This window comes from Cecembia lonarensis LW9, assembly GCF_000298295.1.
Lineage (GTDB): Bacteria > Bacteroidota > Bacteroidia > Cytophagales > Cyclobacteriaceae > Cecembia > Cecembia lonarensis.
In genome coordinates this window covers 84586-107025 of the sequence record NZ_AMGM01000003.1, presented here as the reverse complement: position 1 = coordinate 107025, position 22440 = coordinate 84586, and the positions used below count along the sequence as shown (strand labels likewise).

Annotated in this window: 18 protein-coding genes; 12 read left to right on the top strand and 6 right to left on the bottom strand. The window is 42.3% G+C overall.

Annotated features, from left to right (window positions below; translation table 11 throughout):
• Positions 1–78: 78 nt before the first annotated feature.
• From B879_RS01830 to B879_RS01810, 5 genes are read right to left on the bottom strand one after another with little or no spacing between them, the layout of a single operon-like run.
• Positions 79–2205: an outer membrane protein assembly factor BamB family protein gene (locus B879_RS01830; RefSeq protein ID WP_009183423.1), complete on the bottom strand. Its 2127-nt coding sequence runs from the start codon at positions 2203–2205 to the stop codon at positions 79–81.
• A 3-nt stretch (positions 2206–2208) separates the two neighbouring features.
• Positions 2209–3150: a nucleoside hydrolase gene (locus tag B879_RS01825; RefSeq protein WP_009183422.1), complete on the bottom strand. Its 942-nt coding sequence runs from the start codon at positions 3148–3150 to the stop codon at positions 2209–2211.
• A 49-nt stretch (positions 3151–3199) separates the two neighbouring features.
• Entirely contained in the window at positions 3200–4495 is a 1296-nt protein-coding gene (locus B879_RS01820; RefSeq protein ID WP_009183421.1) for an APC family permease, read from the bottom strand.
• Positions 4496–4516: 21 nt separating this feature from the next.
• Positions 4517–5575, bottom strand: coding sequence for an NAD(P)H-dependent glycerol-3-phosphate dehydrogenase (locus B879_RS01815; protein WP_009183420.1), 1059 nt, complete (start codon positions 5573–5575; stop codon positions 4517–4519).
• Positions 5553–7250 (bottom strand): 1-acyl-sn-glycerol-3-phosphate acyltransferase, encoded by a 1698-nt coding sequence (locus tag B879_RS01810; RefSeq protein WP_009183419.1) that lies wholly within the window; start codon positions 7248–7250, stop codon positions 5553–5555. The genes B879_RS01815 and B879_RS01810 overlap by 23 nt, the downstream gene beginning before the upstream one ends.
• Before the next feature lie 181 nt (positions 7251–7431).
• On the opposite strand from B879_RS01810, the gene B879_RS01805 reads away from it, so the two are divergent.
• Positions 7432–8406: a polyprenyl synthetase family protein gene (locus tag B879_RS01805; RefSeq protein WP_040400109.1), complete on the top strand. Its 975-nt coding sequence runs from the start codon at positions 7432–7434 to the stop codon at positions 8404–8406.
• A gap of 45 nt (positions 8407–8451) precedes the next feature.
• Here B879_RS01805 and B879_RS01800 read toward each other — a convergent pair whose 3' ends face one another.
• Positions 8452–9684: a TlpA disulfide reductase family protein gene (locus tag B879_RS01800; RefSeq protein ID WP_009183417.1), complete on the bottom strand. Its 1233-nt coding sequence runs from the start codon at positions 9682–9684 to the stop codon at positions 8452–8454.
• Positions 9685–10152: 468 nt separating this feature from the next.
• Here B879_RS01800 and mraZ point away from each other — a divergent pair, with 468 nt between their 5' ends.
• Genes mraZ through B879_RS01745 form a run of 11 tightly spaced genes read left to right on the top strand, consistent with a single transcriptional unit; the run spans position 10153 to position 22438 of the window.
• Positions 10153–10593 (top strand): division/cell wall cluster transcriptional repressor MraZ, encoded by a 441-nt coding sequence (mraZ, locus tag B879_RS01795; protein ID WP_009183415.1) that lies wholly within the window; start codon positions 10153–10155, stop codon positions 10591–10593.
• A gap of 2 nt (positions 10594–10595) precedes the next feature.
• On the top strand, positions 10596–11501 hold the full coding sequence (gene rsmH, locus B879_RS01790; protein WP_009183414.1) for a 16S rRNA (cytosine(1402)-N(4))-methyltransferase RsmH: 906 nt from the start codon (positions 10596–10598) through the stop codon (positions 11499–11501).
• A gap of 2 nt (positions 11502–11503) precedes the next feature.
• Complete coding sequence (locus B879_RS01785; protein ID WP_009183413.1) at positions 11504–11884, top strand: FtsL-like putative cell division protein; 381 nt, start codon at positions 11504–11506, stop codon at positions 11882–11884.
• Positions 11881–13986 (top strand): penicillin-binding protein, encoded by a 2106-nt coding sequence (locus tag B879_RS01780; protein WP_009183412.1) that lies wholly within the window; start codon positions 11881–11883, stop codon positions 13984–13986. The genes B879_RS01785 and B879_RS01780 overlap by 4 nt, the downstream gene beginning before the upstream one ends.
• Entirely contained in the window at positions 13987–15450 is a 1464-nt protein-coding gene (locus B879_RS01775; protein WP_009183411.1) for a UDP-N-acetylmuramoyl-L-alanyl-D-glutamate--2,6-diaminopimelate ligase, read from the top strand.
• Positions 15451–15452: 2 nt separating this feature from the next.
• On the top strand, positions 15453–16664 hold the full coding sequence (gene mraY / locus B879_RS01770) for a phospho-N-acetylmuramoyl-pentapeptide-transferase (protein ID WP_009183410.1): 1212 nt from the start codon (positions 15453–15455) through the stop codon (positions 16662–16664).
• Positions 16665–18017 (top strand): UDP-N-acetylmuramoyl-L-alanine--D-glutamate ligase, encoded by a 1353-nt coding sequence (gene murD / locus B879_RS01765; RefSeq protein ID WP_009183409.1) that lies wholly within the window; start codon positions 16665–16667, stop codon positions 18015–18017.
• Positions 18017–19186: an FtsW/RodA/SpoVE family cell cycle protein gene (locus tag B879_RS01760; RefSeq protein ID WP_040400107.1), complete on the top strand. Its 1170-nt coding sequence runs from the start codon at positions 18017–18019 to the stop codon at positions 19184–19186. Before murD ends, B879_RS01760 begins: the two co-directional genes overlap by 1 nt.
• 3 nt (positions 19187–19189) lie before the next feature.
• Entirely contained in the window at positions 19190–20299 is a 1110-nt protein-coding gene (murG, locus tag B879_RS01755) for an undecaprenyldiphospho-muramoylpentapeptide beta-N-acetylglucosaminyltransferase (protein WP_009183407.1), read from the top strand.
• Positions 20296–21699 carry a UDP-N-acetylmuramate--L-alanine ligase gene (gene murC / locus B879_RS01750; protein ID WP_009183406.1) on the top strand — a complete coding sequence of 468 codons (1404 nt, stop codon included), beginning with the start codon at positions 20296–20298 and terminating at the stop codon, positions 21697–21699. The genes murG and murC overlap by 4 nt, the downstream gene beginning before the upstream one ends.
• Complete coding sequence (locus tag B879_RS01745; protein WP_009183405.1) at positions 21683–22438, top strand: cell division protein FtsQ/DivIB; 756 nt, start codon at positions 21683–21685, stop codon at positions 22436–22438. The genes murC and B879_RS01745 overlap by 17 nt, the downstream gene beginning before the upstream one ends.
• Positions 22439–22440 lie beyond the last annotated feature (2 nt).

The window sequence follows — 22440 nt, the reverse complement described above, 5'->3', positions numbered from 1 at the left end:
CATGTGCTTTTCCTTTTGTTCCCCTTTTGTATCTTGTCCCGATATAAGGGTCAGGTTGTGGTTCACAGACTTTTTTGGTCAATCAGGTAAGGCAAAAGCCACATAAGCATCTCCGGACTTGGTGCCTTTTCCCCCACCGCAGGCGATTACCAGAAACTGTTTTCCTTTTACTTCATATACTGCTGGGGTAGCATGTCCTGCTGCCGGCAATTTGGCTTCCCATAAGATCTTTCCGGTATCTTTATCAAAAGCCCTGATTTTCTCGTCTTTGGTAGCAGCTATAAATACCAAACCACCTGCTGTGGTCACTGGTCCACCATAATTTTCTGTTCCCGTTGGGTCAAAACCTTTCTCAGTCAATTCGTCGAATTCTCCCAAAACAGATTGCCATTTGATTTTCCCGGTATTCATGTCAATGGCAGTCAGCGTTCCCCAAGGAGGCTTTATTCCAGGATATCCATCTTCTGTCAGTAAACGGGAATAGCCCTGCATATAAAATTGTGGTGTCAGCATTTCTTTTCCGCCTTCCAGTTCTTTCTTTTCCCCTAGATCCTCTTTTTCTTCTCCAAAAAGATAGGCGATCATGGCCTTGCGCTCATCTTCTCCTATATGGGAGAAGGCAGGCATGGCTCCTTTTCCGTTTTTGATAAGATTGTCCAGGCTATTTTCGGTATACTTTTTCTCCAAACCTGCCAAAGAGGGAAAGGCAGGAAGATTTCCCTTCCGGTCCATGCCGTGGCAATTGGCGCAATAGTTGGCGTAAATGCTCTGTCCCAAACTGGTGGATTTAGGGTTAGCGCCCATCCTTATTACCCAAGGGATTTCATTGGCATTGATATACAATGTCTGTGTAAATGGATCAAAAGATGAACCTCCCCATTCTGCCCCTCCATCCATTCCGGGGAATAGCACTATCCCATGCTCATGGCTAGGAGGCAACCACATATTTCCAAACTTAACATTATTGAGTTTGCTCCGAATATCAGCTTCCCATTCTGGTGTTAGCCGTAGAATTTCATCCTCCGTGTACACCATGCGCATGAAAGGTTCCGGTAAGGTAGGGTGGGGTTGGGTAGGCCAACTCTTTTCCCCGGGAAGGGTAGATTGAGGCACAGGAATTTGTTCTATAGGCCAAATAGGTTCGCCAGTTACCCTATCAAAAACGAACACATATCCCTGTTTGGAGGTCTGTGCTACAGCATCTATCCACTTGCCATCTTTTTTGATCCGTATCAAGTTAGGGTTGGCGGGAAAATCCCTGTCCCACATGTCATGATGTACGCCTTGGAAGTGCCAGATACGCTCACCTGTATTGGCATCTAAGGCAATTATAGAATTGGCAAACAAATTGGCTCCATGCCTGTAACCTCCCCAAAAATCATAGGTAGCTGAACCAGTAGGCACATACACAATACCCCTATTTTCATCCAGACTCATGCCTGCCCAGTTATTGGCCCCTCCTATGTATTGGATGTAATTTGGATCCCAAGTATCGTATCCGAATTGGCCTTCCTGAGGGATGGTGTGGAATATCCACTCCCTTTTTCCTGTTCGGACATTGTAGGCGCGAATATGGCCTGGTGCAGCATCCAAACCTTCAGAAAGCCGCATGCCAATAATGATTTTATCCTGATAAATCACCCCGGGACTGTTGCTGACCAACAGGAAGTCTTCCATGTCTGTGTCCAATTCTTTCTTCAGGTCCACCATGCCATTTTCTCCAAAATCCTCAATGGGTCTGCCAGTTGTGGCGTCCAAGGCAATAAGGTAATTGGACGCACTGGAAAAAATCCTTTTATCCTCCCCATCTTCCCAATAAGAAAGTCCCCTGTTCAGTCCAGCCCAAGAGTTCTCTCCGCCTAAAATTTGAAATGGATTGAAACGCCAAATGGGCTTTCCGGTATCTGCCCTAAGCGCAAATACATTCAATTGCGGACTGACTCCATAAAGAATACCGTCCACTACTATAGGCTGTGTTTGTATTTGACTCCTTTCGGTCGCATCACCGGTGTTGAATGTCCAGGCTACTTCCAGGTTTTTCACATTCTCCTTATTGATTTGGGAGATGGAGGAATACCTTGCTGCATCATTGGTACCTCCAAAATGCATCCATTTTGAATAATCGGGAAGGGATTGGTCTTCTTTAGACGAGCAAGCCAAAAAAGCCAAACATAACCCAAGGCTGAGTAAGCGTATCAATGTCATGGTTTATTGTTTTAATACTTTCCAGAAATCCTCTATCAGTGCATCTCGATCTATCTTTGAATAAATCCTCACCGTAAAGGATTTGTTTTCAGGAGGACTGTTGACGAGTAACATCTCTGAATGCTGAGGTAAGAGGTAAGCCTGTACCAAAGCCAAATCCCACATCACCCTGGTTTTATCTTGTGGGTTTTGCTCCCTCCATCGATCGGCCAGGATCTTTTCTATGGGTACATTGTCGTCTGTCCTTTCATAAGTATCTTCTCTGTCATACTTTAATGGGAGGGCTGTTTCCAAAGGCATGACCGTGAAATCAAAATCCCTCAAATCTAACAGGAAATCAAATGCATTCAGGTCATTGCGGATGTTGAACTCATTTTTGCTCCAGGCCCTGGTCTGTTGGTTGTACCTGGCTCCCAAAGCGAAAACCCTGATTTTAGGAAGGATTTCGGGGGCCAAAATGATGGCTGAAGCAATATTTGTCAAGGCGCCCAAGGTGAGAATGTCCAATTTTTCTCCTTCTGGAAGGCTTTTTGCGATTTGGATGATTTGTTGGGCAGCTGGAGAATCCCTGGGTTCTGTTCCGCCCCAAGCTCTTGCGATCTGTCTATCAGCTCCTCTGGGATGGGGAATATGTGCCAGACCCATGGTGTTTAGAATCAGCTCATTGAGCCTTTGGGAGTCTTCTAAAGTATTCAAACCCTTGGTGTCGTAGGCGTTCCATTTTTCGAATACCAAAAGGTCGGGATTATTGAAATGGGCTGAACTCAAACCCACTACTTCCACCGATGGCTCTTTCAACAAACGGACGATGGCATAGAGGTCATCCATTTCGTTGCCGGTATCTGAATCCAGCCATACTTTTTGTTTTTGGGCCATTGCAGAAAAAACCTGGGTATTTATCAAGAATATAATTAGGAAGAAGGGATAAATTTTTCGAAAAGACATGTGGTTCAATTAGGTTCTTTTAAATCTAATAAAATCCCATCATTTTCACCTACTTCCTTTTTCTGAGTTTGCTAAAAATCCTGTGAATGGCAAAAATCCCCAATCCCAAGCCTGTCCAAATCATAGTGTCCCAGATTTCTTCTGCCTGACTTCCGGATAATAGCCAGATGGTGGCTACAATGCCCGCAATGGCTAAATGTTCTCCATATGGTATTTTAAAATGATTGCCCTTTGGTTGGGTTTTCCTCAGCTTGATCAAAGCAGCCGAAACCATCGCATACAAGATCAAGCGGGAAATAACAGATACTGCCAAAGAACTCATAAAGCCCCAAACGATGGCTACAAAAGCCACCAAAGAAGCGAAAAAGGCAATTGAAACAAAGGGTGTAGCAAAGCGGGGATGTACTTTTCCAAAGAACTTGGGCAATTGATCTTCCAAGCTCAATGCATAAGGTAATCTTGAGCCGCTTAAGATCTGTACATTCAAGGTACCCATGATGGAAATTACCGCTCCAATGGTGATAAACATGCCGCCATACCAACCCATAAAACCAGTAGCTGCGTCGGCTAGAGGCTTGTCCGAACTGGCCAAATCGGGTAGAGTACCAATGGATACCACTTGAATCATGATATAAAAGCCAGCAATGATCGCAGCTGCAGTAATCAGACCAAAAGGTAAGTTCTTTTTGGGGTTGACAATTTCCCCACTATTGACCAATCCGGCCTCAAATCCTCCAAAAGCAAAAATCAACAAGAGGGTAGAGGCTGAGAAATCCTCCCAACTGGGCAATGTTCCTGGTTCAATCAGGTCAAAGTCTATAAAAAATAAGCCTACACCAATAAATACGGCCAAGGGGAAGAGTTTGGCCACGGTAAGGATATTGCTGATTCTAGCCGTATTTTTGACCCCAATCCAATTCACATAAGTAATCAGGCCCGTTATCAAAAGAATCATCCCAACCCTCACTTCTGTTTGATTAAATACATCAGAGAAGAAGGAGAGGTAAAGAACCATAAGGTTGATCAAAGTAGCGTAGCTGAATAGCCGGGTAAGCATCAACAGCCATCCTATGACAAAAGCCGGTATGGGTCCAAAGGCTTTGAGCGTATAAAGGTAGGGGCCCCCTGTCTGTTCAAATCTGGAACTCACTTCTGCAAATACCAAGATCAGCACCATCATCACCAAGGCACAAACCAAAAAAGCCAACACAGAATAAATTCCTGATAAGGCGAAGACTTTTGCGGGCAGAGCAAAAATTCCTGCCCCAATAACAGAATTGATGATCAGGAAGACCAAATCCCAGCGTTGTATTCCTCTATTAAGTGATTTTTCTGATGCTTTCAATGCGTGTTATTCTCTGATATTTTATAAAAAATCTACATCTACACTAAATGGATATTTCATCAAATACTGAAGGGCATCCTCTATTTTAAGATCTTCAAACAATACCTTGTATAGATTTTCGGTAATTGGCGCTCGCATACCCTTTCCTTCTACAAAAGCCTTCATTAAGCGGATCGTATTTATGCCTTCTGCTACTTCTTCCATGCTTTCAAGGATTTCAGTAAGTTTTTCACCTTTAGCCAATCTAAATCCCACTGTGTAGTTTCTGGATAAGGTAGAATTGCAGGTAGTTACCAAATCGCCTATTCCAGCCAATCCTATAAATGATTTTAGGCTACCTCCCAAGGCATTGCCCAAATACACCAATTCTACCATACCTCTTGAAACCAATAAACCTTTTGCATTTTCACCTAAGCCCATACCAGCTAAGGCTCCTGCTGCTATGGCGATTATATTTTTCAAAACACCACTCAACTCTACACCCACAATATCTGAATTGCCATAAACCTGGAATTTATCGGTTCTCAACAACCTTTGTCCTTCTAAAATGACCTCATTATACTTGCTGGCCACTACAGTAGCGGCTGGCTGACCGGCATATAGTTCTTTTGCTAAATTAGGGCCTGCAAGACAACCGACCCGGATAGCAACCGTTTCTTTCAGTATCACCTCACTCATGGTCAGTATATTGTCTCTACTGATGGTTTGTACATCTGTAAGTTTTTTGCCTTCAGGAAGGTTAAGACACAGACCTTTGGTTCCATGGATAACCAAGTGATAAGGATATAAATAAGGAGAAAATGATTTAATCACTTCCTGAAAAGCTGCTGAAGGTACCATGATGAAAATAGTATCACAGTTTTGACAAAGAAATTCAGGATCTTGGGTGCCTTTGATAGTGGGGTTGATAGAAACGCCATTTACCTTATGTTCGTGGTTGATTTCATCTACCACCTCTGCCCTGCGGGCAAAGGCTATTACCTTGCTTTTCTCTGCCAATATGTTGGCAATAGCAGTCCCGAAGCTACCCATGCCGACTACTCCGACCGATTTTTCTTTAGAAGAGCTTTTCAAGGTCATATCCTATCAATCTGTTGTGGTAAAAATATAAAACCGATAAATCCTGGGTTTCAATGTTCCCGTTGTTATTTTTGATCAGAGGTCTCTTGGCGTGATACATGCCAACATTATCTAACCCATGGCTAATAATCCCGTCTATATCCTGCATCATGTGCGGTGCTACCTGCAACTTGCCCTGTGCTTCCAAGTCCAGTATTTTATTCAATACCATTTCGCAGGCTTCTTTGAATTCAACATACACAATGAATATGTCTTCTTCCGGTAGCCTTAGTAAATTATAAAGATCGAGTTTTCTATTCTCTCTTTTTATCAGTTGAAACGCAGTAAAAGCTACCAGGTGAGAGCTGAACACGCGGTTATTAATATGGAATTCTTCTACAATTCTTCTGCCCAAGTGATGGGTATATTCTTCTTCCCTTTGTTGGTCAACGGTGACTTTTCCATTTGAAACAAAATAGTCACGGGTATCTAACTTCCTTCCGTGTTGGTCAAAACTATTTCCTGCATTATCCACGTAGTTTCCCATTACATCCATGGCTTTGCCAATGGATACGGAAATATCTGATCCCTTTGTAAAAAACTTTACCAGGAATTTTGAAATCTTATAAGAGGTTGAAAATTCATCCCTTTCTTTATAATATCGCTCTTGTCCGGTAATGCTTAAATATTCCTGAATCAGACTAGGTGCTTCCAGTACAAAGTGATAATTTATGGTAACTGGAACTATGAATATTTTCCCCCCAACATTCTGCTGGCCTTTCTGGTAATTAGCACGCTGGGCTTCTACTGCTGTGCTCAACAAGCCCAGTTTTAACTTTTTTTCAATCATCCCACTTCTTGAGCGTGTTCCACCCGGGAAGAAAAGACTGTGTACGCCAAATTGTATCGCTTCAGAGGAGTAAGTTTTTAAAGTTTCCAGGTATAATAGGTTCTTTTTTCTTCGATCTACTTTGTAGGCGCCTAATGCATTCATGAAATATGCAAAAATGCCAATATTGAATAGATTAAGTCCTGCACCATAGATGAAGGGCGGAAGCCCCAAAACTGAGATGATCCAACCGATAAGAATACTGTCCAAATTGGAAAAGTGTGTAGGAACCATGACAATGGTGCCTTTTGAAGCCAGTTCACGGATTTGATCTGTTTCGCCTACAATTTGAATCTTATCCTGAAGGGTAAATTGATTGCTGAAAAGGGACTTAATACCTTTAACCCTTGCAGCATTAAGTAATCTAGCAAAGCCAAAAGTGACCATTCTTCTGGTTACCTTATAATGCGTATGGACAAAATTACTGGCGATTTCTTCGGCATACCGCATCGTAATATCATCCAGTACTTCCAGGTATTTTTTCTTTTTTTGGGTTTTGTTCAAATGTGGATCTGCACTTGTCTGAACCAGCACCTGCCTTACCTTTCTCCAAAAATCCGAATCATCGTCGGGATCTACTGCCCAAGGGTTTTGTTTGATTCTCAGTTTTTCACGGTAGAGGGTAGTCTCCAACTCTTCTTTGAGCAGATCTATGTTATTGCCCGTGATTTCCAGAACCGACTTCTTACTGGCTTCGGCAACTTTCTTAACAAAATCCTTTCTGCTTTTGCTTAGCTTGACTACCGGCCATTCATCCTTTTGCGGTAGTATGGGTTCATATTGATGCTTGATATATCCTTCTGCCAAGTTCTTTACAGTTTAGCGATAAAAGCAAAGATAATAAAATTCGTGAGCGCACTTACTTTTTTCATTTTATTGCAGTTTTGCAAAACGTTTGTGCGTCAATACAGGTTTCATGTATGAATTAATTGATGCAAGGGTTTTGTCTACGCCCAATTCCATTGTATTATTGTACCCTAATTCTTTTATGAAACCCGACCTCAAACAGATACAATCCCCCATAGCCACAGAAATGGAGGAGTTCGAGAAGAAGTTCAGAGACTTTATGAAAAGTAAGGTCAAACTTCTCGATCATATTACCAATTATATTGTCAGACGCAAAGGCAAGCAAATGCGGCCTATGTTTGTGTTTTTGACTGCCGGTGTAAGTGGAGGAATTACCGAATCTTCATACCGAGGAGCGGCTCTAATCGAACTTTTGCACACCGCCACTTTAGTGCATGATGATGTTGTAGATGATGCCAATTACAGAAGGGGCTTTTTCTCTGTGAATGCGCTGTGGAAAAATAAGATAGCAGTCTTGGTCGGAGATTACCTTTTGTCCAGAGGATTATTACTGAGTGTGGATAATGGAGACTTTGATTTGCTCAGAATTGTTTCTCACGCGGTAAGAGAAATGTCCGAAGGAGAACTCCTCCAAATCGCAAAAGCAAGAAAGCTAGATATCACAGAAGAGGTTTATTACAAAATCATTCGTCAAAAAACAGCAAGTCTGATTGCATCCTGTTGCGCAGTGGGGGCATCAACCTCCGGTGCTGGAACTGACCTGATTGAAAAAATGAGGGACTTTGGTGAGAAAGTTGGTATGGCTTTTCAAATTAAAGATGACCTTTTTGATTATGGTGAGGATGAAATTGGGAAGCCTCTGGGTATAGATATCAAAGAGAAGAAAATGACCTTACCACTCATCTATGCCCTTAATAATGCCTCTTGGCTGGAAAAAAAGAAAATTATCTACCTGATTCGCAATAAGAATGAGGATAAAAAGGCTGTTAATGAGGTAATTGATTTCGTCAAAAAATCAGGAGGTCTGGAATACGCTACTGAAGTCATGAACAGGTATTTCGAAGAGGCATTGGATTTATTGAAATCATTTCCTGAATCAGCATACAAATCTTCTCTGGAAGGTTTGGTGAGGTATACGATCGAGAGGAAAAAATAAAGAAACCGGACCTTAAGCTTTTATTGACATCCGGTTCCTCTATTATTACTTAAGCAGTTCATCAATCAGTTGATTATGCTCTTTTACCCATTCTTCATAGTAAATACCTGTTCCTGGCCCATTAAATCCTGTATGGATTTTTCTTACTTGGCCTTGCTTATCCAAATAGATCAATGTGGGGAAAGCAATGACTTGGTTGAGTGCCGGTAAGGCTTCTGAAGCTTTCTGTTTATAGCTTTCTCCCGCGACCAGGAAGGTATAATCTGCCCCGAGACGGGACATTGCTTTTTTTACCCTGCCGCTCGCATAGTCAAAATCAGCTTTACTTTCGAAAGCCAAGGCAATGATTTCGATGCCGCGATCCTTATTGTTTTTATACCATTCGGCCAAAAATTTAGTCTCATCCATGCAGTTGGGGCACCAAGTTCCAAAAAGCTGAACCAATACTACCTTGCCTTGAAATGCCTCATCTTCTAAAGAAACCATCTTGCCTTCAACATCTGGAAAGGTAAAGCTGAAATTCTTGTATTCCGGATTTAAGTAGTTTAAAGAATAGGCATCCGGAAGCTCAAAGTCCTCATCCCTTGAAGCGGTAAACGATTCCTTATATTTTGGCCCACTTCTGAATTTACCGACAAGATCGCCACGCTCATCTAAGCTTCCCTCGAAATAATAAACATGGCTGCCATCAAAAGCACTAAGGTAAAAGGTGTTGCCTTCTACATTGCCATCCAAAAACCTGTAATCGCCCAATTTGGTCAAAAAAGTGCCACTGATTTGATTGTCAATTTGCTCAAAAATACCTACAGCATCATAAGATTGACCATCCTCTTTAACAAAGACGGTTTTCCACTTTCCTGAAAAATCATATGCGGGAGCCTGTGAAGTAACAAACCTTTGATAGTTACCTTGGTTGGCGGTAAAGGGAAGGCTGTAGCCAACCGTATTGTTTTTGATAAATTCACCGCGAAGGCTGCCATCTTGGTCTACTTTTGCCCTGATTTCAGCATCAAATATCCCCATCATGATTTTAATGGAGTCTCCGTTTATATAGACCTCATCGTAATCTAGTACTTCTTTCCCATTGATAATTTCTGCAGACCACTTTTCTGTTTGCCCTCGAATATGTAGAAAAAAAGGGACCTCATCTACACCAATATCCAGCTTGGCAAGGTAAATGCCTTCAAGTTCAAACTCAGTATTTTGTTTTTCAGTACAGGAAAAAAGCCCCAGCCAATATAGCGTAACTAGGATTATTGCAAGTTTTTTCTGTATCATAAGGATAATGTTAAATGGTAGGGATGGAAAGTGATGCATAAAACTCTACAAATATGGTAGGGTAAAAGGAAAACTCCATAAAATTCTTTGTGAAACGATCAACTTTTTTACAATCGGCTGAAATTTGCTTTGGTTTCATGAGTATTTTATCTTTTTCAGGTAAGATATTGGGATTTTCTCCCACTTTGATCCATTTTACTGTTGTTATCCATCTTTGTTTAAAAATAGAAGAACAATTATTTGTAAATATCCTTCAAAACGAAGAAAAATAGGCTTTTTTGACTACTGTTTAATTTTTTTCAAACCCCTTGTAAATCAAGTTATATTGCATGATTTTTTTTCGAAAAAGTTGTGAAATCCCAAACTTTTGGATAGATTTAAAAAAAAGTGGAGAAAAGTGGGGAAAAGTGGTGGATTGTGTGAAACCTTTTTTTACTTTTGTACTTAAAGCAAACTCAAGATAAGCCCATGGGAATGTTCAACAGTCGGTATGAATGTAAAGTAGACGCCAAGGGACGTCTGGCTTTGCCTGCCAAGATCAAGGCGGCAATTCCGGAATCCAATGGTAGCGAACTCATTCTGCGTCAGGGAGACGATGGCTGTCTTGCGTTGTACACCCAGGTTGAGTTTAAGAAACTTTTACACCAGATCAATTCGCTCTCTGATAGAGATCCTGTTCAAAGGAGGATCAAAAGAAGTTTTTTTGAGAGCATGACTGAGGTGGAATTGGACAATGCAGGACGATTTTTGATTCCCAAGACTTTTATGGCATGGGCAGGTATCGACAAAGATGCAATATTGATTGGTGTCGGTGGATTTGTTGAAATATGGAGTCCCGAAAAATACCGTCAGAATATCGTTGCCGATCAGGCGGAGTTGTCCAAGTTGATGGATCAATACCTCTCATAAGCATGACAGATCATGACTACCATATTCCCGTGATGCTAAGCCCTTGCATTGAAGGCTTGGCTATTGACCCGAATGGGGTTTATGTCGACCTTACTTTTGGTGGAGGTGGACATTCGAAAGAGATCCTGAAAAGGCTTGAAAAAGGCCATCTTTATGGTTTTGATCAAGATACAGATGCGGAATCGAATGTACCGGAAGATGAAAGATTCACATTTGTACAAGCAAATTTCCGGGATTTTAAAAAATACCTTCGGCTGTATGGTATACTACAAGTAGATGGTATTTTGGCTGATTTGGGGATTTCTTCCCATCAGATTGACGAACCCATAAGGGGTTTTTCAACAAGGTTTGATGGTGAATTGGATATGCGGATGAGTCAGTCCGCCCAGTTGACCGCCAAGGAAGTGCTCAATACGTATGATGAAAGCCATTTGCATAAGATTTTTGGGATTTATGGGGAAATCAAAAATGCCAAAACCTTAGCTCAGGCGGTGGTTGCTGAAAGGGCATTACATCCTTTCAATACAACAGAAAATTTCAAGAAAGTACTCAATCGTTTTGCGCCAAGAGGTAAAGAGTTCAAGTATTTCGCCCAGGTATTTCAGGCTTTAAGAATAGAAGTCAATGATGAGATGGGTGCTTTGGAAGAAATGTTGAGGCAGACGGTGGAGGTATTGAAGCCCGGTGGACGATTGGTCATCATGAGCTACCATTCCTTGGAAGACCGATTGGTTAAAAATTTTATCAATAAGGGTAAGTTTCAGGGTGAGGTGGAAAAAGATTTCTTCGGTAACCTGATCCGCCCCTTGGAGCCGGTCCATAGAAAGGCCATTACCGCTGATGCAGAAGAAATCCAGCAGAACAATAGAGCCAGGAGTGCCAAACTTAGAATTGCAAAAAAACTGTAAAGATGAAGCAGAACACTTTTAGGAAAAAAGTCAAGCAGGGTGCTGCTCAGCGCAGAAGTGGGAAAAACATCTTTACCCTCATTGAGGAAAAATTGAATGTAAAAGGGATTTTGGGAGATGGCATACCTGTTCAGTTTGTCCCACCCTTTTTATATGTTGCCCTTTTGGCATTGATCTATATTTGGAGCAACCACAGGGCAGAAAACCTGATCAGGAAGATAGAAGTGGTTCAGCTTGAGGTTGAGGATCTGAGGGCAGATGTAACCACCCTGGAAGCAGAATACATGTTGAGCAGCAAGCAATCAGAGGTGGCGAGGAAAATTGCACCTCTTGGAATAGTAGAAATCAGTGAACCACCAGTTAAAATAAAAGCTAAAAAGTGAATATCAAACGTTCCATAGTGCTTAGGGTAAGGATTGCTTTCATAGTAGTCGCCCTAATTGCAGGGGCAATCTTTTATAAGATTGTCCATTTGCAGTTTGTGGAAGGTGAGAAATGGGCTGCAAAATCTGAGTCCATTAATTTTCAGTTTAGGCAGGTAAGTGCTACCCGAGGCAATATATATGCAGCAGATGGAAGCTTGCTGGCTACAAGTTTACCTTTTTACAGGGTAGTATTCGACCCTTTGGTCGCCAAAGAAGAAATTTACAGGGCCGGTATAGATTCACTTTCTTTTTTACTGTCTTCCTACTATAGGGACAGATCAGCTGATGCCTACAAAAGAATGATTGCTGATGCGAGGACAAACGGGAAGCGCTACCTTATCCTTAACAGAAAGCAGATTGGGTATCAGGATATGCAAAAAATGTCAAAATGGCCCATTTTTAGAAATGGAAGAATGGGGGGTGGTGTGATTTTTGAAAAAGTTGAGAAGCGTTACCGTCCTTTCAATAACCTCGCCAGCAGAACTGTAGGTTTCCTCAATGAAGACAAGTATGGGGTTGGCCTGGAATACAGCTTCAATGATTATTTAGAAGGAAAAAACGGAAAAGCCTTGTTTCAGCGCATAGCCGGTGGTTCTTGGAAACCTGTGTTTGATGCTGCAGATGTCAAGCCTGATGACGGTTACGATGTGCTTACAACCTTAGATGTCAATATACAGGATGTAGCAGAATCAGCATTATTGAGACAGCTGATCAACAAGGGCGCTGAATTTGGCAGTGTCATTGTGATGGAGGTGGAGACAGGTCATATTAAAGCAATAGCCAACCTTCAGAAGAACAGAAATGGAGCATATGGGGAGAACTATAATTTTGCCATTGGAGATCAAGGCTTGACTGAGCCAGGTTCTACCTTCAAGTTGCTTAGTATGATGGCATTGTTGGAAGAAGGTAAGATCAATCTGAATGATGAAGTAAATACAGGGAATGGTACTTTCAGGTTTTATGATCGCATCATGCGGGATGTAAAGCAAGGTGGCTATGGTGTAATTTCGATCAAAGAAGCTTTTGAAAAATCCTCCAATGTAGGCATATCCAAATTAGTAGATGAACACTTTGGTGCCTATCCTTCCAAATTTACGGCATACATTGAAAAAGCGGGCCTCGATCAGCCCATTGGGTTTCAGATCAAAGGGGAAGGTGCCCCGTATTTCAAAACACCCGGCAGTAAATATTGGTATGGCACCACACTTCCTTGGATGTCCATAGGTTATGAAGCCAAGCTTACACCTTTGCATACTTTGATGCTGTACAATGCGGTGGCCAATAACGGCAAGATGGTAAAGCCAATGATTGTCCAGGCTATAGCCAAAGGCAATAACATAGAAAAAAGATTCCAGACTGAAGTGCTCAGAAAATCCATTGCTTCTGACAAAACCATCAAACAATTACAGGAACTGCTGGAAGGAGTGGTTAAAAACGGTACAGCTAGAAATATTTATTCAGAGGAATATAAAATAGCCGGCAAAACCGGAACCGCCCAAAAACTGGTTGATGGAAGATACACTCAAAGGTATTATACCTCATTCGCTGGGTATTTTCCGGCTGATAAACCTAAATACAGTGCTATCATCGTAATTGATAGTCCAAAAGGATTTAATGCATATGGGGGCGATGTTTCTGCTCCTGTTTTCAAAGAAATCGCAGATAAAATCTATGCACAGGACCTGAAAATTAACAGCAAAACTGCTCCTAACACATTTCAGGCGCAGTCAGGCAATGAGTTTCCATACATTCAAGCGGGGAAGGTAGACGAATTGCAGTTGATCTGTAATCTATTTGGCATATCCAACCATTTTGATGGTCAGGGAGAGGGATGGGTAAAATCCGTACCTCAGGTGAAGTCCATACAGTGGAAAGCCACCCCAACTGAAGCACCAACTGTACCGGATGTTAGTGGTCTGCCACTTCGTGATGCCCTTTATGTATTGGAAAACAAAGGTTTAAGGGTAGTATATCAAGGTAAAGGAAGGGTGAAGGACCAATCCATCAGCCCTGGTACCCCCATTCAACAAAATAATATCATCAATCTGATTCTGGGATAAATGAAGTTGCTGAAAGATATATTGTATAGGGTTTCTTTGACAGCCACCATAGGGGACATGGAGGTGGAGGTTAAAGAGTTGGTCTTTGACAGTCGAAAGGTTTCGAAAGGTACTGCCTTTGTAGCTGTTAAGGGTACCCAAACAGATGGCCATGCTTTTATTGATGCAGCTTTAGATCTTGGAGCTGCTTGTGTAATTTGTGAGGAAATCCCAGAAGCATTAAGAGAAGGGGTCACCTATGTGAAAGTGATTGATTCTTCACGGGCCTTGGGTATTATGGCCTCTAATTTCTATGAAAATCCATCTGAGAAGTTAAAGTTGGTGGCGGTTACTGGCACCAATGGGAAAACCAGTACCGTCACCCTACTTTATCAACTTTTCAGAGAAATGGGCTACCAAGTGGGATTACTCTCTACGGTAGAAAATAAAATCAACGACAAGGTAGTTCCTGCTACCCATACAACACCAGATGCCTTGTCCCTCCAGTCCTTATTGTCAAGAATGCTGGAAGAAGGATGTACGCACTGTTTTATGGAGGCATCTTCGCACGCCATCGTTCAGGAGCGTATTGCCGGATTGCATCTGGCAGGCGCCATTTTTACCAATATCAGCCATGACCACTTAGATTACCATGGTTCTTTTGATGCCTATATCAAGGCAAAGAAGAAATTGTTTGATGAGTTGCCTAAAGATGCTTTTGCTTTGGTAAATGCTGACGATAAAAGGGGTATGGTCATGTTGCAGAATTGTAAAGGCACCCAGCAAACTTATGCTTTAAAATATCCGGCAGATTTCAAAGCCAGGGTGCTTTCCAATACCATTGAGGGACTTGAACTGGACATCAATAACAGACAGATTTGGTTCCGAATGATCGGTGAGTTCAATGCATATAACCTGTTGGCAGTTTATGGCACAGCGGTATTGCTGGGTGAGGATGAAGAAGAGGTATTGATGCAACTTTCAAAAGTAAGAGGTGCTCAGGGGAGGTTTGATAGGATTTCTCTTCATGGAATTACTGCGATCGTGGATTATGCACATACACCTGATGCACTGGAAAATGTATTGAGAACCATCAAAGGTGTAAGGACAGGAGGGGAGCAAGTGATCACCGTAATAGGCTGTGGAGGTAACCGTGATAAAGCCAAAAGGCCAATCATGGCTAAGATCGCCACGCAATACAGCGATAAAGTCATCCTTACTTCTGATAACCCGAGAGATGAGGAACCAATGGCTATCATCAAGGAAATGGAGGCTGGTGTAAATCCTGTCGATTTCAAAAAAACCATCATCATTGAGGACCGAAGAGAAGCTATCAAAACGGCAGGGATTATGGCCCAAAAAGGCGATATCCTTTTGATTGCCGGAAAGGGACACGAAACCTATCAGGAAATCAAAGGGGTGAAGCACCCATTTGATGATAGACTTGTGGTAAAAGAAATGCTCAATTTGTTGAATAAAAGCTAATTATGTTATATCCGATTTTTGATTATTTGGACAGGGTAATGGACATTCCGGGAACAGGGGTATTTAAATACATCTCCTTCAGAGCGGGTATGGCTGCCTTATTGTCTTTGTTGATCACTATCACTTTTGGACAAAACATTATCAATTGGATAAGGAAGCAGCAGATTGGCGAAACCGTAAGAGATCTTGGTTTAGCTGGCCAAGTTGAGAAAAAAGGCACACCCACCATGGGCGGACTGATGATGATCGCTGGTATCATCATACCGACTCTACTATTTGCCAATGTCAATAACGTTTATATCATTCTTTTACTAATCACCACTGTTTGGTTGGGAGGCATAGGCTTTTTGGATGATTATATCAAAGTCTTCCGCAAGAACAAAGAAGGTTTGGCAGGAAGATTTAAAATAATCGGTCAGATTACTGTGGGCATCATAGTAGGTGCCACGCTTTATTTCCACGAAGGGGTAGTGGTTAGGGAATTTACCAACCCTGTTTCTATTGAAGAAGGAGTGGTAGAAACCCCCGCTTACAGGGATGTGAAAGTGGCAAAAACCACCATTCCTTTCCTTAAAAACAATGAACTCAATTACGAGAACTTCCTAGGTTTTCTAGGTGAAAGCATGACTCCTGTGCTTTACATTTTATTGGTGATTTTTATTGTAACGGCTATATCAAATGGAGCGAATATAACAGACGGTATTGACGGACTGGCAGCAGGTACATCGGCCATCATAGGCCTAACCATTGCCATTTTTGCCTATATCTCCGGTAATGCCATTTTTTCACAGTATTTAAATGTCTTTTTCATTCCTAATTCTGCTGAGCTCGTAATTTTTTGCTCAGCATTTGTCGGGGCATGCGTCGGCTTCCTCTGGTACAATGCCTATCCGGCGCAGGTCTTTATGGGAGATACCGGGAGTTTGATGCTTGGTGGCGTCATTGCGGTGCTGTCGTTGGCCTTGAGAAAAGAGCTTTTATTGCCTGTCTTGTGTGGGATTTTCGTCATAGAAAACCTCTCTGTCATCATGCAGGTGAGCTATTTCAAATATACCAAAAGAAAATATGGTGAAGGCAGGAGGATATTTCTTATGTCTCCACTTCATCACCATTACCAAAAGAAAAATATTCATGAAGCCAAAATCGTGACACGTTTTTGGATTGTAGGTATCCTATTGGCAATCATCACTTTGGCAACCTTGAAGTTAAGATAAATGAGCAGAAAGATATCCATATTGGGCGCAGGAGAGAGCGGAATCGGGGCAGCATTGCTGGCCAGGCAGCAGGGCTATGCGGTATGGGTATCTGAGGCAGGAGCCATAAGCGATTCCAGAAAGGAGATTTTAGAAAAAGCAGCCATTCCATTTGAAGAGGGTGGGCACACATTGGATAAAGTGCTGGAGGCAGACGAGGTGATTAAAAGCCCAGGCATTCCACCTACTGCTCCAGTAGTGAAAGCTGCATTTGAAAAAGGCTTGCCAGTGATTGATGAGCTTGAATTTGCTTTCCGGTTTTCTAAAGGAAAAGTCATTGCCATTACTGGTACCAATGGTAAAACCACTACTGCTTTATTGACCTACCACCTCCTCAAAAAAGGAGGCTTAAATGTAGGGCTGGCGGGAAATGTAGGGAAGAGTTGGGCAGGACAGTTGGTAGAGCAAGATCATGATTGGTGGGTATTGGAGGTCAGCAGTTTTCAGATTGATGGATTTAAGCATTTCAAGCCTGCCATTGCCATGTTGACCAATATCACCCCGGATCATTTGGACCGATATGGGTATCAGCTTGATAATTATATCCTTTCCAAAATGTCCTTGTTCCAAAACATGGATTTGGATCAGGCAGCCATAATTAATGCTGATGACCTGTTGACCAATAAGGGGATAAGCTTCAAGCCATTGACCATGGATTGTTATCCGGTATCCCTGAAGACCAGTCAAAATCAAGGAGGATATTTTGATGGATTGAATTTGGATCTGATCGCCAAAGGGAAAAAGATTTCCATTTCCCATCAAGAGGTGATTTTGAAAGGCAAGCACAATATGCTCAATAGCATGATGGCGACTTTGGGAGCCATCTTGGCTGGTGTGGATGAGATGGCCATTCGAGAAGGCTTACAGGATTTTAAAAATGCTGCCCATCGCATGGAGGCTGTTGCTACGATTCATGGAGTAGCTTTTGTCAATGACAGTAAAGGTACCAATGTGGACGCCACTGCCTATGCCTTGGACAGTTATCAGCAGCCTCTGATTTGGATTGCAGGTGGAGTGGACAAAGGAAATGATTACAGTGTCCTTGATCCTTTGATCAAAGGAAAAGTAAAGATGCTGATCTGTTTGGGAGTGGATAACGAAAAGCTCAAAAAAGCTTTTGAAGGGAAGGTCAAGCAGATAAAGGAAACCAAAGATATCCACCAAGCAGTAAGGTGGGCTTTTGAAAATGGTCAAGCCGGAGATTTGGTATTGCTTTCACCGGCATGTGCCAGTTTTGATCTCTTTAAGAATTATGAAGATAGGGGTGAGCAGTTTAAGGCAGCCGTAAACCAGCTAAAATTACAAAAGGCATGATGACAACATTCAAACAATGGATTGACCGTAACTTGAAAGGGGATCCCATCATTTGGGGGATTGTTATCATTTTGGGGATCATCAGCATTTTGGTGGTCTATTCTGCCACAGGGTCCCTGGCATACAAATACACAGGAGGGAATACCGAAAAGTACCTTTTAGACCATTCAATGATGGTGGCTATGGGCTTTATTGTCATGTGGGTAGCCCACAAGATTCCTTACAAGTACTATGGTTTGATAGGTAAGTTTCTTCTTGGCATATCTATTCCGCTCTTGTTGTTTACTTATGCTTTCGGATCTACCGTAAATGAGGCTAACCGTTGGTTGACCATCCCTGGTATCAATAAGGCTTTCCAGCCTTCAGATATAGCGAAATTGGCTTTGATTGCCACCTTGGCCAGTCTTTTGGCCAAAAAGCAAAAAAATATTGGAGACTTTAAGAAGGCTTTTCTGCCCATGATTTTGGTGATTGGATTGATTACCATGCTGATTGGCCTGGCCAACATGTCTACCGCTTTGCTGCTTTTTGCCACCTGCTTGTTATTGATGTTTATAGGTAGGGTTCCTGCCAAATTTATCATGGCTGTGATTTTGGTTGGCGCCGTATTTCTTTCTGCTTCCGTCTTTTTGGGCCAGCGGGGAGGTACCTTCTTTTCAAGGATAGAAAAATTTGCTTCAAGTGAGGAGATTCCTTTTCAGGCAGAACAATCTTTTATAGCCATTTCCACCGGAGGAATTACCGGAAAGGGACCGGGTAAATCTGAACAAAGAAATACCTTACCCCATCCTTATTCAGATTTTATTTATGCTATTATCATTGAAGAATATGGCCTGATAGGTGGCGCAACAGTATTGTTTCTTTACTTGGCATTATTGTATCGTGGGATGAGGATTGTGGCTACATCAACCAAACCTTTTGGTGGACTGTTGTCTGCAGGTCTGAGCTTTGCACTCGTCTTACAAGCTATGGTCAATATGGCTGTAGCTGTAGGTTTAGGACCTATTACGGGTTTACCATTACCCTTACTCAGTATGGGTGGTACATCATTGGTATTTACAGGGTTTTCAGTGGGAATAATCCTTAGTGTATCTAGAGGAGATCATGCAGATGCTATAGAAAGCGCTGGGGAGGAAAATAAATCCAGAAAAATATTCCAAACAGCTTAATACGTGAAGGAGAAAAATACATATAGAATCATCATCAGTGGGGGCGGGACCGGAGGCCATATCTATCCTGCCATTGCCATTGCCAAGGCCTGGAAGGATAAATATCCCAAGGCTGAGATTCTGTTTGTCGGAGCTGAAGGAAAAATGGAAATGAGCAAAGTGCCTGAAGCTGGTTATAACATTATGGGTTTGCCGGTGGCAGGTTTACAGCGAAGCCTGAGTTTATCCAACCTCAGTTTTCCTTTCAAGCTGTTTAAGAGTTTGAAAATGGCGGAAAAGATTTTGAAGGATTTTGATCCTGCGGCTGTAGTAGGTGTGGGAGGATATGCCAGCGGGCCGGTTTTGTACGCTGCCCAAAAAAGGGGTGTACCTACCTTGATACAAGAGCAAAATTCTTATGCAGGGCTTACCAATAAATTGCTGGCCAAAAAGGCAAAAATCATTTGTGTAGCCTATCCGGGAATGGAAAAGTTCTTCCCCAAAGGAAAGATTCAATATACAGGCAATCCGGTAAGAAAAGATATTCTTGAATTGACGGGGAAAAAGGAAAATGCCATGGCACATTTTGGACTCGAGCCTGACCGAAAAACCATTTTGGTTTTGGGTGGAAGTCTTGGTGCCCGAACCATCAACAGGGCTGTATTGGCAGATATGAAAGCTTTTGAAGATGGGGGTTACCAGCTAATATGGCAGAGCGGGAAATTTTATTTCGAAGATATGGCTGAAAAGGTCAAACTTTCTGCACTAAAGCACATCCATTTGAGTGCATTCATCAAAGAGATGGATTTGGCCTATGCTGCAGCAGATTTGATTGTGTCCAGGGCGGGTGCTTTGTCTGTGTCGGAATTAAGCTTGGTGGGGAAACCTGTAGTGTTTATCCCATCTCCAAATGTCGCAGAAGATCACCAAACAAAAAACGCCATGGCCTATGTGCAGGAAGAGGCAGCCTTATTGCTGAAGGATGCTGAAGCCATAGGTAATTTAAAAACAAAAGTAGACACCATTTTTTCAGATACCGCAAAGGTTGAGAAGATGGGTAAGAACATAAAAAAATTAGCCAAGCCAGAGGCAGCACATCAAATTGTCAAAGCATTGGAAAGTATTATTGCATGAATCTGAATTCCTTACATAGCGTCCACTTCTTAGGTATCGGAGGTATCGGGATGAGTGCTTTGGCCAGGTGGTTTAACCATATCGGAGTCAAAGTAAGCGGTTACGATCGTACCCCATCACCACTTACGGCTGCCTTAGAATCTGAAGGGATGGAGATCAGTTATGTGGACCAGGTAGCCACTGTTCCCACCAGGATATTGGATAGCAGTTCGGATTGCCTGATTATATGGACACCGGCTATGCCAAAAGATTCCGTTCAACTCAACTATTTCAGAAAGCATGCTTACAACCTGAAAAAGAGGGCTGAGGTACTAGGGCTGATCACTTCCGGTATGCCTTCTATAGCTGTTGCAGGTACGCATGGTAAGACTACGACCTCTTCAATGATCGCCCATTTGCTAAAGTCAGGGGGGAAAAATATTGCAGCTTTCTTAGGTGGGGTTACCCAAAATTATAACAGTAATTTGATTCTTCACGATGAAGAAGGGATGGAGGCAAGGGTAGTCGTTGAAGCGGATGAATTTGACAGGTCCTTTTTACACTTGCACCCTAATGTGGCAGTACTGACAAGTGCAGATCCTGACCATTTGGATATCTATGGTGATGATGCGCATATGATGGAAGGGTTTAGGGCCTTTGTGGCATTACTTCCGGAAAACGGTTGTTTGTACATTCAGCATAAAGCCTTTGAAAAACTTGGTTTGGCAGAAAGTAATCCTTGGAAAGTTAAGCAGTATGGCGTGGACAAAGGAGATATAAGGGCTGAAAATGTGCAGGCTCTTCCTGGTATTTTCCGCTTCGATTTCCTTGGGGATGGTCATAAGATTATTGGCTTATCATTGAGAATGCCCGGCTTCCACAATGTAGAAAATGCACTGGCCGCAATAGCCATTGCTTTGGATGAAGGTTTGAGCGAAGAACAGATACGTGAGGGGCTGTCTTCCTACAGAGGGGTGAAAAGGAGATTTGAAATTTGGGTTCAGGAGGAAGACAGGGTATTTATTGATGATTATGCCCATCATCCTGAAGAGATCAGGGCGTTTTTGACTTCTGTCAAAGCGATGTATCCTGATAAGAAACTGACTGCGGTTTTTCAACCGCATTTATTTACAAGAACTAGAGATTTTGCAGAAGGCTTCTCTGAAAGCCTTTCTTTAGCAGATGAAGTTGTTTTGCTGGATATCTATCCGGCAAGGGAGCTCCCGATTGAGGGGGTTAGTGCTTCCATGTTGCTCGACGGTATACGTTCCCCACAGAAGTCTTTGCAGACTAAAGAAGGGCTATTGGATTACCTGGGCAGTACAGAGATAGAGGTCTTGGTGACCATTGGAGCAGGAGATATTGATAGATTGGTTGAACCACTTGCAAACTGGATGAAAACTCATGAAAATCAGGTATAAAAGAGGCTTTATAGTTGGGCTGCTCGTCCTGATACTGCTTGTCTTTATCGGGTTTATAGAAAAAAAGAGCGCTGAGAGGACACTGACGGGAATTGAAGTATATGTCAAGGCGGTGAGTGACGTGTACTTTGTGGATGAAAAAGACATTCTTGCTGCCTTGAAAGTGGAATTTCCATTATTGGCGCCAGGTGTAGCTTTCTCTGAAATCAATCTTAACAACATTGAGAAAAAAGTGGAGAGTCATCCTTTTGTCAAGAATGCAGAGGTCTATGGGGATCAGAAAGGCAACCTCAAGGTGGAAATTGAGCAGCATGTACCATTGGCCAGAATTTCCCGACCAAGAGCAGCAGATGGGTATATTTCCAAGGAGGGGATGATTTTACCCACTTCCAATCATTATACCTCCAGGGTTTTGATTCTTCATGGCAACTATGCAGAGAAGCTTTTGGAGATGGATAATGTTGAAGCAGTACATCCAGAGTTGATGGAACTGATCCGATACATTTATGAGGATCCCTTTTGGAGAGCTCAGATCACCGAACTTGAAATCCCAAGGAAAGGAGATATCCGCTTATACCAACAAGTGGGAAAGCAGGTCATTGAATTTGGGGATGCTGTGGATATTGAAGAAAAATTTAAAAAAATCAACCTGTTCTATGATGAAATTCTTCCCAAAAAAGGATGGAATACTTACAGCAGGGTAAATATTAAATACAAAGGCCAGATTGTTTGTGAATAATT